At 59.5% G+C, this 12,717-nt stretch carries 9 protein-coding genes; 1 reads left to right on the plus strand and 8 read right to left on the minus strand.

From position 1 onward, the window contains the following. Window positions 1-228 precede the first annotated feature (228 nt). Complete coding sequence (locus NKI47_RS03295; RefSeq protein ID WP_352587396.1) at window positions 229-1,341, plus strand: NAD-dependent epimerase; 1,113 nt, start codon at window positions 229-231, stop codon at window positions 1,339-1,341. Between the two features lie 149 nt (window positions 1,342-1,490). Here NKI47_RS03295 and NKI47_RS03300 read toward each other — a convergent pair whose 3' ends face one another. The 8 genes from NKI47_RS03300 to NKI47_RS03335 form a co-directional block, all read right to left on the minus strand. After that, window positions 1,491-3,068: a lipopolysaccharide biosynthesis protein gene (locus NKI47_RS03300; RefSeq protein WP_023675614.1), complete on the minus strand. Its 1,578-nt coding sequence runs from the start codon at window positions 3,066-3,068 to the stop codon at window positions 1,491-1,493. Continuing rightward, window positions 3,065-5,284, minus strand: a complete 2,220-nt coding sequence (locus NKI47_RS03305; protein WP_352587399.1) for a GumC family protein — start codon at window positions 5,282-5,284, stop codon at window positions 3,065-3,067. The genes NKI47_RS03300 and NKI47_RS03305 overlap by 4 nt, the downstream gene beginning before the upstream one ends. A 1-nt stretch (window position 5,285) precedes the next feature. After that, window positions 5,286-7,283 (minus strand): asparagine synthase (glutamine-hydrolyzing), encoded by a 1,998-nt coding sequence (gene asnB, locus NKI47_RS03310; RefSeq protein ID WP_352587402.1) that lies wholly within the window; start codon window positions 7,281-7,283, stop codon window positions 5,286-5,288. 4 nt (window positions 7,284-7,287) lie between these two features. Beyond that, window positions 7,288-8,544 carry an O-antigen ligase family protein gene (locus NKI47_RS03315; protein ID WP_352587405.1) on the minus strand — a complete coding sequence of 419 codons (1,257 nt, stop codon included), beginning with the start codon at window positions 8,542-8,544 and terminating at the stop codon, window positions 7,288-7,290. Then, the gene (locus NKI47_RS03320; RefSeq protein ID WP_352587408.1) at window positions 8,541-9,764 is read right to left on the minus strand and encodes a glycosyltransferase family 4 protein; all 1,224 of its coding nucleotides are present in this window, start codon (window positions 9,762-9,764) and stop codon (window positions 8,541-8,543) included. The genes NKI47_RS03315 and NKI47_RS03320 overlap by 4 nt, the downstream gene beginning before the upstream one ends. A 337-nt stretch (window positions 9,765-10,101) precedes the next feature. Continuing rightward, window positions 10,102-10,335 (minus strand): Trm112 family protein, encoded by a 234-nt coding sequence (locus tag NKI47_RS03325; protein ID WP_023675609.1) that lies wholly within the window; start codon window positions 10,333-10,335, stop codon window positions 10,102-10,104. A gap of 292 nt (window positions 10,336-10,627) precedes the next feature. Next, window positions 10,628-11,911, minus strand: a complete 1,284-nt coding sequence (locus NKI47_RS03330) for a hypothetical protein (RefSeq protein ID WP_352587411.1) — start codon at window positions 11,909-11,911, stop codon at window positions 10,628-10,630. 89 nt (window positions 11,912-12,000) lie between these two features. Then, entirely contained in the window at window positions 12,001-12,711 is a 711-nt protein-coding gene (locus NKI47_RS03335) for an AAA family ATPase (RefSeq protein WP_023675607.1), read from the minus strand. Window positions 12,712-12,717: the final 6 nt, after the last annotated feature.

The raw sequence follows: 12,717 nt of genomic DNA on the forward strand, positions 1-12,717 counted from the left end.
TCCAATCGCCGGACGTCGGCATCCGCCCGGGATTCAACTACGCAAGTTGGCGTGTCATGACTTGGCAGGTCGTGCACCGCATTGCGCACTCCACTAGGTTCGATGCGCCAGCGTAAATATCGGAAGCCGCAATCCCGGACCGGCTATTCGGTACTGTCGAACGGATTCGAAAGGCGATAAGTGGACAACGATCTATGCAGCGATTCTGTCCTTGCCGCAGCGGAGAAGATGGAAATCGCTCGATCCCGTTCGGACCGCGCGGTGAAGAAACTTGCACGGACAGGATCGATCGTCGTCACCGGCGCCGCAGGCTTCATTGGTTTTCACGTGGCCTCACGGCTTTTGCGTCTTGGTGTCAAAGTCGTGGGCGTCGACAATTTCACCCCCTATTACGATCTGCGGCTCAAGGAAGCGCGGTTTGCACGCCTCTGTAGCGAGGCGAAGTTCACGCCGGTACGAATGGATCTGGCGGATGCCGCACGCGTTCAGTTGCTGTTTTCAAACGTTCGCCCCTCACACCTTGTCCATCTCGCAGCTCAGGCCGGCGTGCGTCATTCACTTGTTGACCCGCACGCCTATGTGCAATCGAATATAGTGGCGTTTCTCAACGTCCTTGAGGGCTGCCGGCATCATGGCGTCAGTCATCTCGTCTACGCCTCTTCGAGCTCCGTCTACGGCTTGAATCGAACCATACCATTTTCCGAAAACCACGGCGCCGATCATCCCGTCAGCTTCTACGCCGCCACCAAGCGTTCGAATGAATTCATGGCGCATTCATACAGCCATTTGTTCGGCCTGCCCGTGACCGGACTGCGCTTCTTCACCGTTTATGGCCCTTGGGGCAGGCCCGACATGGCCGTCTACTTGTTCACGCGCGCGATCGTCGAGAGCAAACCAATTGAAGTAGCCAATGCCGGCCGCGTGTGGCGAGATTTCACCTATATCGACGATATCGCTGAGGGCGTGGTTCGAGCACTTGCTACACCGCCGCAGCCGGATCCGAATTGGGACCCTTGCACCGCCGACCCTGCCACAAGTTCCGCGCCGTATCGCGTCTACAATATCGGCAACGACCGGCCCGAGGAGATCAACCGGCTGATTTCGATCATCGAGACCGCTCTTGGCAGCCGGGCAGTTCGCGTGGATGTGCCGTTGCCGCCTGGCGACGTTCTGGAGACGCGCGCCGACGTCAGCGATCTTCGCCAGGCCGTCGGCTTCGCCCCGGCAACACCGCTAGAGGACGGAGTGCGACGCTTTGTCGAATGGTACCGGGACTTTCATGGAACGGATGCCGCGGCCAGCATACGGCAACAGACGTTGGTGAATGAGGCCACCGTGTAGGCCGCGGGCCCTGTCGGGCGATGATCTGCCACTCGGCGCGTAACGCGTCGGCCACAAAGCCGCACTCGCCAGCCTCTATCCGACACAACCCTGGACTCGAAATTCCTGAACGCTGATGCCGTCGCGTATCGGGGCGCGACGGTCTCAAATCAGCGCAGGAACCAATGTCGCCGCTGGCCTTCGACTGCGTGCGTTCTGAACGATGTTAGCGCAAAGATCAGCCCAGGGATAATTTTCAGCCGTTTGCTGATGTAGATCGACATCGCCACATTCCAAATCGCCAACGCAAGCGCGAGGCCCACTGCGGCGCCCGGCGCGCCGTAGAGCGCAATTCCTGTGGCACAGCCTATGATACTGGCCGCAGCGCCGACGATCATGGTTGCGGCTGCCGCCCATTCGTTTCCGGTCATCATCAAGAGGAGCATCTGGGGTCCGCACAGCGCGACAAAGACATATCCGAGAATGAGTATCCGCGCGACGGGTGCCGCGGTACTGAAATCCCCGCCGAACCAGCTCAACAGAGGTTCAATAATCGCAAGCATCGGGATGGCCATCGTTAAAGCCCCACCAGAGGAAAGTAGGGCGGCCCGTGAAAACAGCTGCTGCAGAGCCAGCCGATCGCCTCGGGCATGAAGGGCGGCCGCTGTCGGCGCAAACATCGTAGAGACGGCAACCAGGGAAAGGCTCACAAGCAAGGCGACGTTCAATCCCAATGCGAAAATGCCTGCTTCGCGAATGTGATGCGTCCAGCCCAGCACCATGACTCCGGCCCGGCTGATGAAAACATCGAGCCCAGCCATGAGCATCATTGGCGGAACCGCGGACCACCATTCCCGCGACTCGTCGCCTGGCTGAACCTGCCGCAAGCCAGGCGGCTGAAATTTTGTCGCCATGACGAACACCAGGCCGACCGTGATGGCTGAACTTGCCAGCACCGCCTGCATCACCAAGGGTGCGTTGGGGGTCCATGATCCGGATAAGCCCGCCATTCCCAGTAACGTCAACAAGAGGCCGTCGCGCACTATGCGTTCCGGCAGGAGGGCCGAGACACCGCCGCCGAAAGCACGAACAAGTGTTGCGCCCAAAGCGTAGGCCGTGACCAAAGGCACTGCTGCCATGCCTAGCAGCTGGCTGATTTGAAGCTCCTTGTGAGAAGGATCTGAAAAGAAAAAGATCAAGGCGGCGCCAACGATGCCGAATAGTGTCGCCGCCGCCAGCGACCTCTGCAGAGCAAACCTGATTACGCCGTGTACCAGGTCAAGCCGCCCTTTGGCACTGTAGGCGGAGACGAAACGCAACAAGGATACGTGGAAACCAAGCGTTGCAAGATAGGCAAGCACCGAGGTCCAGGCCAGAACATAGGAGTAGATGCCATAGCTGGTGGAGCCAACGATGCGCGCAATCAATAACTGCGCCAAGCTGGTCAAGCCCGCACCCCCGATATAGACCAAAAGAGCGAAGATGCTGGCATAGCCGAGACCCCGGCCCGTGTCCTCCTTGTGCGGCAAAACCATATTCGTTGGAGCAACGGAGGCCGCAGGGAAGCGGGCGAGCTTCGGATCGCTGAAATCGTCGATGTCTTTTGCGCCGGCGTCGCGCATTTCATCGCCTTGATCGCCTTTGGCCGCGGACCCTGCTCCGGACTGCGAGATCGTCGATATTATCTTCCGCTCGACAGGTCGAATGCCGTGGCGGTCGTTACGCGGAATCCCGCATGTGACATTCATGATGTTCTCTCGAGCAAGAGATCCGCGCTGTCCCCAAACCGGTAGCCGGCGTGTTTCCTAAGATTGACCTGCGTGAGAACGCTGCCTACGGGGACCTGAGCCGTCTCGTCCTCCGTCAGCAACTGCAGAACACCACGCGCGATGCTGCGACGCGTCCTGGCCCAGCGAACAGCAAAAAGAACTGCGTCAGCCCAGCCCGTCAGTAGCCTGGCCTCAGGTCCTCCAAGTCCCAGCGGTCCATTTATGATGACGATGCTGTACATCGAGCGCAGCTCATCTGTGACCAGGGACCCGTCGATCATGGACAGTTGCGGCAGCAGATCCTCTGATGGTGCGAGTGCCATGAAGTCGATTCGAATTTCAGGCATTCCCGTGACCGCGTCGTGCAGCGGACAACGGTCGCTCATATAGTCTCCAAAGGATTTATGCGGCTTGAACGCACCGAATTCGTTCAGAAACTCGTTCGTGAGGCGGGCGCCCGTGCCGTCAAGATCGAGAAAAAGCACTCGTCCCCCAAGTCGGGTAGCTGCCAAGGCGAGGCTCCATGCGAGCTCGGTCTTGCCATCATGCCGGACGCTGGACGTGACGAGGATGACGTGCGACGCACGGCCTCTCGCTTTGTTGAGAGCCACGGTGACAAGGAGAGAAGTGACGGCTCGGCTGTAGCTGCAGTTTTGCTGGCCGAGAACCAGCTGCTGTAGTCGTTTCGCGTGTAATGTGGGCGCTTCCGGTATCAGCCCCAGGCACGGGACCCCGAGCGCGGCTTCAGCTTCGGCCCCGCCGCGCAAGGTCTGATTGAGACGGCTGCGGACCAAGACGAAGACCCCGCCAATGAGGCCAAACACGATCATGCCGGGCGGAATAAGAAAGATGGGCGGCAGGGTTTTTGGATTCGTTGGCGGCCATGCCGCTGAAAGGATCGAGACCCCGGGCAAGGGAGTTGCGATGCGCTGCACCAGATCCTGTTGTTGGGTGAGAAGCTGGTTGTATCGCTGCGTCAGGATGCTGACCTGCGGCTCGAGCGCACGCAAGCCGGAAAGCCGGCCGGCTGTGTCGGCCACCACCGCATCGAGCACATTCTTACGGCCCTCCAGAGCAGCGATCTGGGCACGGTAGATGTTCCCCTCCGCCGCAATGCGAGCAGTGCCTTGTTCGATCTCGCCGTTGATCGCAGTGCTAAGGCCCACATCCGCATTGTCGTTGGCTTGGCGGGCCGCCATGTCGGCCAATACCGGAGACCCGATCGCTTCGGCGAGCGCCGCCACCGATGCTCCTTCCTCTCGCAAAGCCTCGATGTGCTGAAGGCGAGATTCCGTCGCTGAGAGATCCGCTTTCGACAAGGATATCTGCTGACTAAGTTCGGCTGTCTCCTTGGCAGCGTTATCCGCCGCACCCTGATCGACCGCGCCATGGCTCAGTCGATACTTTTCCAGGCGGTCGGTCGCTTTCGCCAAGTCGCTTTGTACGACCGGCAGGCTGGCGACGATCGAGGCGAGTTCCAGCCGGTCTGACGCCCTGCGCTTCTGTGCGAGATCGTCGATGTATACTTGGACGAACGTATTGGCCACCAGGGCGGCTCGCGCCGGATCGTCGTCGGTGAAGCCGACGGTGATCACCCTTGATCTCAGTTCCTGTCCAACCCTCATGCCCTTGCGCAATGCCTTGAGTTCGGCTGCATCGGCCGCCTCCGGCCCGCCCTGCGGCCAAATCCTTTCTAGCAGACCAGCTGCGAAGGTGCGTATGTTCTGCAGGTTGCCGCCTACCGGGGCGGCGCGGGAATTTCCGACATCATCACCTTGCTCAGCAATGTTGCCGATCTTTGTCTCGCGTAGGGCTGCCACCAGGCGACGCAGATGCCCCTGCGAAGAGAGCATGGTTAAGTGGTCATCAATGCTCGCATCCAGCATCTCCTGAGCAGAATCCGCACCTCCGGGAGCCGCGTTCCTGCCAGGAGCATCGACAATCACCTGTGCGGTCGCCTCGAACAGGACAGGACGCACAAAACCCGCAAGCCCAGCCAACACTCCGCCCAAAATCACCATTGCAAGCAGGAACCATTTTCTCCTCGCGATGGTAATGAGGAGTTGATGGAAGGGGGTCTGCGCGTCGACCTGTTCGCGCAGGAATGGCCTCATGCGCGGATTGATCTCGCGCGTCGGCACGTGCATTTCAGTGGCGCGCGGAAGGTGAATTCGGCTGACTATGGAACCTTCCATCTCATACTCCTGTCAGTTCGAGCGCTGTGGACATGCCCGTTGCCGGCCCGGCGGACCGCCCGGCCTCGTTGCGCCAGGCCTGGAACATCAACGCGGGCCACAAATCGCGAGAATGATCCTGTCTTCCGTCAAGATGGTCGCGCCAGCAGGTTTCGACCTTCGCAAAGTCGAAGATCCCATCTCCGGAGAGGCGTATATCGGCGACTAGATCGCTGGCCCAGATGCGCAACGGGCCGCTCAGCCAGACTGCTATGGGAACATCGAAACCCTGCTTCGGCCGGTCGATCAGCCGTTGCGGAACATAGCGGCTAAGCAGCTGACGAAGAAGCCACTTGCCTTTGCCATTGCGGACCTTCGCATGTGCCGGCAGCCGCCAGGCGAATTCGACAACCCGATGGTCGAGAAGCGGGCACCGGCCCTCGAGGCTATTGGCCATGCTGGCGCGGTCCAACTTCACCAATATATCGTCGGGCAGGTAACCGGCCATGTCGTCGTACAAGAGACGGGACAGCAGGCCATCAAGCCGGGGGGACCCTTGAATTGATGTGGGCGGCGTGTGGAGTGCGAGGCTCCCGGTCGATGCTCCGGTCAGCCGTCGATGCAATTCGTCCTCATCTGGCGCAGCGAGCAGCCGAGCGAGGCGATGCAGCCGGTCGCTCCGCAGCGCGTGCCGTCCACTCGCCGAAAGCGGCAGCTTGCCGACGAAATCGTGACGCGCTGCACGGGCCAGCAATCCGACCCCTGCAGCAAGCGCGTGACGCAGCGGCGACGGCAGCGCATGCTGTCGTTTCAACCGCGCAGCCATGAAATGACGGGCGTAACCGGCGAAGCATTCATCGCCACCGTCGCCTGATAGGGCCACCGTAACGTGCTGGCGAGCGAGCCGCGCCACGAGCAAAGTCGGTATCTGCGATTCATCGGCGAACGGCTCATCCCAGATCCGCGGCAGTTCCGGAATGACTTCACGCGCAGCGGCTGCTGAAAGGTGGAGTTCAGTATGATCGGTGCCCAGGTGCCGCGCGACCTCCGCCGCGTGGGGAGCCTCATCAAACCCGCCTTCTCCGAAAGCGATCGTGAATGTGCGCACCGGTTTTGGCGATTGGGCCTGCATCAGCGCCACAACCGTGGAGCTGTCGAGGCCACCAGACAGAAAGGCACCCAGCGGCACATCGGCTATCATGCGTTCCCGGACGGCAAGTCGAAGCAGGTCGTCGAGTCCATCGGTCAGTTCTTCGTCGGTACCGGCGATTAGATTCTGTCGACCGTTCGCGGCGACTTCAGGCAGCGACCACCAGTGTCGGGCGCGTTGCGAAAGGGATGCGGCGCTGCGCGCCTCGGCAAAATCCGCCGCCGTCACAGACAGGACCGAGCCCGGAGGTAGCTTGAACACGCCTCGCCAGATGCAGCAGTTACCCGGTACCCATCCCTTCGAAAGCATTGTCGCGGCCGCGTCGAGATCGAGCTCCTGACAGAAACCTGGAAAACGATGGATTGCCTTCAACTCGGAGGCAAAAACGAGCGCATCGCGCGTTGCAGCAACATAGAGCGGCTTCTTGCCCATTCGGTCGCGGGCGAGATGGAGGGTCCTGGTCTTTAGATCCCACAATCCAAATGCGAACATGCCAGCGAGGCGCGTGAGTGCGGTGTCGAGACCCCAGCTCTCGATTGCGCACAGCATCACTTCGGTATCGCTGGCGCCACGGAACCGATGGCCAGCGTCTTCAAGCTCGCGGCGCAGATCGCGGAAATTGTAGATCTCGCCGTTGAAGGTAATGGCATATCGGCCACTTGCCGAATGCATCGGCTGGCGTCCTGCTTCCGATAGGTCGACTATAGCCAAACGCCTGTGGCCGAAGGCAATGCCGGCTTCGCGATTGATCCAGAAGCCTTCGCCATCAGGCCCACGATGACTAAGGGCCGTCGTCATCTGGCCAATTGCCCTGAGCGGCTTGATGTTGGCGGCATCGGGTGCAAGGAGAATTCCGGTAATCCCACACATGCCATCACCTCAGGTCGCTAGAGGTTGCCGAAATCGTTCGCGGCGTTCCGGCAACAAGGCAAATGGTAAGCGCAAACCACACGATTGGATGGCGGATGATCAGATGTGGCATTCCGAAGATGACGATCGACACCACCAGCACGAACAGGGCATCGAGCTTCGCACGCCATGCGCATAAAGCCGCCGCGCCGACAATCCAGGCCAGGGCCAGGACCGCAACCAAACCACCTTGAGTGTACAGATCGAGAATCGTGTTGTGAGCCTCGAAAGGCCGGGGCAGAAATTGGCTGTAGGAAATGGGCGGGCGCTCCAGATGCGGGCCAGGACCAAGGCCCAGGGATCCTGACGTTAGGCCCTTGCCCAATGCATCTCCCCAGAGATGGATTCGAAGTGCAGCGGTTTCGGCGGTCGCTTCGCCGCCCTTGTCCTTGGTAAGACTCAAGGCGAACTGTTCGACGCTGCCCACCTCCGTGACGATGTAAGGCGTCATCGACATGGCCAACGGAAGGAAGCCAATCATCAGCAGGAGGGTAACTTGCCGGGACAGGCTGACCTTGCCGTCACCGGCTGCGAGCCATGTCCGAACCCGCAGCCCAAGAAATATCAGGCCGACCAGGACCGTCGTGTAAAGATAGGTATCACTCTTCGTCAGCCTTCCGACATAGATGGTCAGGATAAGGCTGCTGAGCCCGGCCAACCTCGCCCACGGCTTGCTTGTAGTCGTCGCAAGATGCAAGGCGAGCGGACCAAGGAGTGCGCAATAGAGCGCGAGCTGGTTGGGGTTCTCGGACCAGCCTCGGAAGCGATCCCAGTACCAGGGATCGACGCCGGATTGGTGAATCCAACCCCATCCAAGTGCCAGCTGAACAATAAAGCATGCATTCGCAATCGCGACCACCCACCAGGCAGCACTGCGCAGACGGCGATCCGCGTCGGGCTCCGCGGCGGCCAGGCAGGTGACGCAGATCAGCAGCAGGTAGGCTACCACATCGTGCATCACCACCGACAGATACAGTACCGTGGTCAGGTAGCCAACGATGGTGCCAATACCCAGAGCGAGCGTGATGATCAGCCAGAAGCCCGCAACACGGATCAGGGCGGGCCTGACTACCAAGTGACCGCCGGCGAGCACCCGCCCGATCGACAGCATGATCCAAAGCGCGAGAAACAATTCGCCATAGCCGTAGGGCAAGCCCGGAACTGAGAGCTGCGCCGCATACGACATGGCCACGCCGCAGGCCAGGATCGCGTCCCGGATCATCGGCGCGCTCCACCCGATCCGCGGTTTGCAGCAGGCTCTTCAAGCAACACCGGCGATGCCGGTCGAGCGAAGCCGCCCTGGGATTTGGCACTAAGGACATTGTCGTAGAGATCGCAATATTGCTCGACCACCCAGGGCAGCGAGAACTGCGTCCGGACGAGCTCGACAGAGCGAGCGCCCATGGTCCGTCCTTTCCGGCGGTCGGACAGGACCTCTATAATTCGAGAGGCAAGGCCGTTCGCATCGTGCGGGGGGACGAGATGGCCGTTCCATCCGTCCTCGACCACCTCATTGCAACCAGGCATCATCGAGGCGACGATAGGCAATCCCGCGAGCCCTGCCTCCAGCAGGACGCGCGGAATCCCTTCTCGGTATTGTGTTGGAAAGGCGAACAGATCGGCCATGCTAAGAAGGGCAGGAACGTCGCGTCGTGGACCCAAGGCGATGACATGCGGCACATGTCGATCGATCTCAGCCTTGTCCACTGCAAATGGGCCCTCGGATTCCAATGGGCCGACAAGCACGAAACGGGCATTGGGCCTTTCCGACAGGATGCGAGGGACTGCCTTGAGGAGTGTCGGGATGCCTTTCTGGCGCGTTAGCCGGCCGACAAAAATTACGATCTCGGCGGATTGGAGCCCAAGCTCTTCGCGCATTTTCATCGCCGACGGGGCAAGATGCCTTGCCATGGCGAACGCATCGACGTCGATTCCAGAACTGCGGATCACTCGTCCGCTGCCGCGTCCGATCAGTCGGTAGCGTTCAAAGAATGCCTGATCGTCCCGATTCTGGAACACCGTAGCCGCCGTCCATAACGACGAAAGCCATTGCAGTCCGCAAAAGATTGGGCGCAGGGCAAGGGCGCGCGGTTCCAGGGACGAGAACGTCCAGCCCAGACCGTTAATAGTGCGCACGACTGGAACGCTTCCGCGCACCGCAAGTGGCGTCACCAGGTTGGGCTTGGTGTCGAAGCTTTGGATAATGTCCGGCCGGAGTTCCGCCATCAGCTTTCGAATGGTTCTGATGGCGGCCCATTCTCCGCTGCTGCTGGAAAATCGGTCGAAACCGTAGCTGCGATGCGGAATGCCATGCCGCAGGAATGCGGCTTCACCGCCGCTCGACACCGCAGTAACACGGAATCCCTTCTCTCGCAGCGACATCAAGAACGGAATTCGCAGGGCATGATCCTCGCCTCCGACACACACCAGATGCGGATTCATCCTGCGTCTCCTGACCGTTCGCTGTAGCCCGATCGCGCGAAGTGGCCGGCCCTTGAATTTGCTTTCATGGTGTTGGTTTCGCTACCCATCTCGCCCAGGTCACGGTAGGGGCAGGTCTTGCCACTGTCCTCGTCTGTTTAAATGACGCAAACCCTGTCCCGGCAGCGGGCCGCCGTACCCAGCCGGTTCAGGTCGCCGCGCGTTGCATCAAAGAGGTCGGCACTGCCCGGGTGCCGAGCGCAGAGTGGTCCGCAGACAAACGGCTCGCGCTCCGCGGCACACTTTCCTGTCATTGCTGGCTGTCGTCGGAAAGCCGCCTACTTTAGCGCGGCTCCCATCATCGTCTGGATGCGCGAAGTTTGACCACGCGGGAGGTGATCGTCCGTGCCTCCGAGGCTAGCAGGATTGGAATGCCGTCGCGAACCGGATAGGCAAGTCCCGCGCTCTTCGAAACGAGTTCATCGCGATCCGAATCCCAGGCAAGTGAGCCCTTGGTCATTGGGCATACCAACCATTCTAACAACTCAGGGTTGAAAGAGGCATTCTCTTCGGCTCGCTTATCCGTATCCATCTGCTATTCCTTTCTCGGCCGTGACATCAACAGTGAGCTCCGGCGCGAGCGCCCTTGGCGATACAAGCCGTCACCCGACGTCATCGCTGTAATTCGTAGGATTCCGGCAAGTGTCATAAGCCTTGCAAACTGCACAATCACGCTAGGTGCAGGCTTGGCCACTGTCGTCGTCCGTTTGAATGAATCGACATCGAACGGAGCCGTATGGCGGCGAAGTTGAACGTGAGGCGTTAAAAGCGTGAATGGAGCAAGCACGATCGGCCATATCGCCATAGGCGACCGGAAGGTTTTGTTATTGAAGACCGCTCGCGGCTAATGCTCTCGAGCCAGTGTCTGATCCTTCCGGCCAGTCAATACGGGCGACGAAATCGTAAACCGGGCCGCCGGGTACTCCCCAATTGCTTGACCAGATCACCTGTGAACCGTCCGGGGACGGCGAGGCGTGGGTCTCACTCCAGTAGTCGAATGGAACGTTCTTCGTCTGCACAATGCGCCGGACCTCTCCGCTGCCGTCGATGCGCAACGCGATGACTTCCCGCGCATACGGCGCCCAAGCCGGATATTTCGATACTTCGTCCGGATTGCCCGAATAGGTAAGGAACACCCAACCGGGCCTGTCCAGCGACCTGAGCGAGGCATGCTGTGCTTCACCATATCTCATGAGCGAGGTGACTTTCCCATCTGACAGCCTTCGCTTGATCACCTGGTATATGTCTGGATCGGACTTACTGATCCCCACATAGATTTCGCTGCCGTCGGCATCGACGGTCATGTCGCCATGGCCAGGCCGATGATGCTCAGTCCATTTCTGGCGCAGAACGCCGTCAACAGAAAAGATGAGCGTCTGTTCAGTGTCGTCTTTCAGGTTCTGAATGCATAAGATGTTGACGCCCAGCGGCGAGATTGAGCAGGCGCCGTTGGCTCCGACAAGCTGTGCGAGATCGATTTCCGGAAATTTCCGCCGCTGTCTGAGATCGTAGGCAAAGACGACCGCTTTGCCGTCCCGGCGAACCGCGCGTACGGCAATACGGCTGCCATCACGGCTTGGATTACCTTTGTATGGCCCGAACTGGAGATTGCTACTGTCAGCCGAAACAAACAGGACCTCCTCATGATTGGTGCGTGGCGCCCAGGTCGAGATTTTCCGACCACCGACGCAGATCATCAGGTCGGGATCGTGAGGATGCCATTCGCATTCGGTCGATCGATCACGGCGAAAAAGCGGGGCGTAGGTGCGCCCATCCAGGAAGCATAAGCCGCCGCAGCCGTTGCTGATGACAAGAAGGCTCTGATCCGAATTCCAGGCCTGGGCGCTCGAATAGCGGTGGCTGCAATATTTGCTCCCGCATGCGATGCCGGCGCCGAGGATTCCGGGTTTGGTTATTCGGGTGAAAGTTGTGCCAAATGCCGCATCCTTCGCGGCGTGCAGGTAATCCGGCAGGTCCATGGCTACCGGCGCGACGAACTTTGTCGATGCGACGTCCTCTCCACTCACCGCCCCGTGGATAACTATGGATATCGCGCTGACAGCAGCTAACGTCAACGCCAAGGCAGTCTGGTAGCGAGAAAAGCGCATGTCATGTCAACTCGCGCGGTTTCTTTTCAATAATTCGATTTTCCATATTATTGGATATCTTCTTGTCGACGCTTCAAAACCGCATCTCTCTAAGCTTCAACTCTTTTAAATTTCGCCCGCGCCGCGCCGAACTTGTCGATTACTCCACGCGCTATCATTTCTGTGGCAGCTGTGAGCCCGTTCGAATCTAAACTTTCGACGCAAGTTGTTGGCACGGGGAACGATCCAAGTTGTTCCCCAATGAGATTAACGTGGTCAATATGATCAAGACTGCTCTGCAGATCGACTTCGAGGAACTTCTGAATGATACCGAGGTTACGCCGGCGTTCCTTCAGACGGACCTCTAGAATTTCCCTTGGCGCCTGCAATCGGACAAGCAGATCCGGTTTGGGTAGAAGCTCGAGCGCGCGCGACACCCTTTCACGATCCGTTACGCCGCTGAACAAAACCAGTGAACATACGAATTGCACCATACCCTGGTCAAAAATTGAGATCGTGTCATTGGACGCTATTGCCGCGCGCCAAGCTTGAAGAAGAGCTTCAAGATGCCAGTTCAGGCGAGCCGCCCACAGCTCATTCTTGGGTGGAAGAATCTTAAGCACTTCTGCACCGAGAGAACGCTGTCCGATCCACTTTGAATGCAAGCCGGAGACCAGTTTGAAGGCGGCCCTTCTAACCGGATGTCGGCGGTCACCGGTCTGCAAAACAACACAGTAGCCCTGAGCTCGCAAAACGTGCACCAGCTCGGACGCTAACGTCGTCTTACCAGCACCGGACGGCCCAAATAGCTCCAAGATCATCTTTCA

This window comes from Mesorhizobium sp. M0633, from assembly GCF_040320645.1.
GTDB lineage: Bacteria > Pseudomonadota > Alphaproteobacteria > Rhizobiales > Rhizobiaceae > Mesorhizobium.

Bases quoted from the DNA above. Each gene is read 5' to 3' on its own strand.
- NKI47_RS03295 (WP_352587396.1), top strand. From the start codon at position 229: ATGGAAATCGCTCGATCCCGTTCGGACCGCGCGGTGAAGAAACTTGCA.
- NKI47_RS03300 (WP_023675614.1), bottom strand. From the start codon at position 3,068: ATGAATGTCACATGCGGGATTCCGCGTAACGACCGCCACGGCATTCGA.
- NKI47_RS03305 (WP_352587399.1), bottom strand. From the start codon at position 5,284: ATGGAAGGTTCCATAGTCAGCCGAATTCACCTTCCGCGCGCCACTGAA.
- asnB (WP_352587402.1), bottom strand. From the start codon at position 7,283: ATGTGTGGGATTACCGGAATTCTCCTTGCACCCGATGCCGCCAACATC.
- NKI47_RS03315 (WP_352587405.1), bottom strand. From the start codon at position 8,544: ATGATCCGGGACGCGATCCTGGCCTGCGGCGTGGCCATGTCGTATGCG.
- NKI47_RS03320 (WP_352587408.1), bottom strand. From the start codon at position 9,764: ATGAATCCGCATCTGGTGTGTGTCGGAGGCGAGGATCATGCCCTGCGA.
- NKI47_RS03325 (WP_023675609.1), bottom strand. From the start codon at position 10,335: ATGGATACGGATAAGCGAGCCGAAGAGAATGCCTCTTTCAACCCTGAG.
- NKI47_RS03330 (WP_352587411.1), bottom strand. From the start codon at position 11,911: ATGCGCTTTTCTCGCTACCAGACTGCCTTGGCGTTGACGTTAGCTGCT.
- NKI47_RS03335 (WP_023675607.1), bottom strand. From the start codon at position 12,711: ATGATCTTGGAGCTATTTGGGCCGTCCGGTGCTGGTAAGACGACGTTA.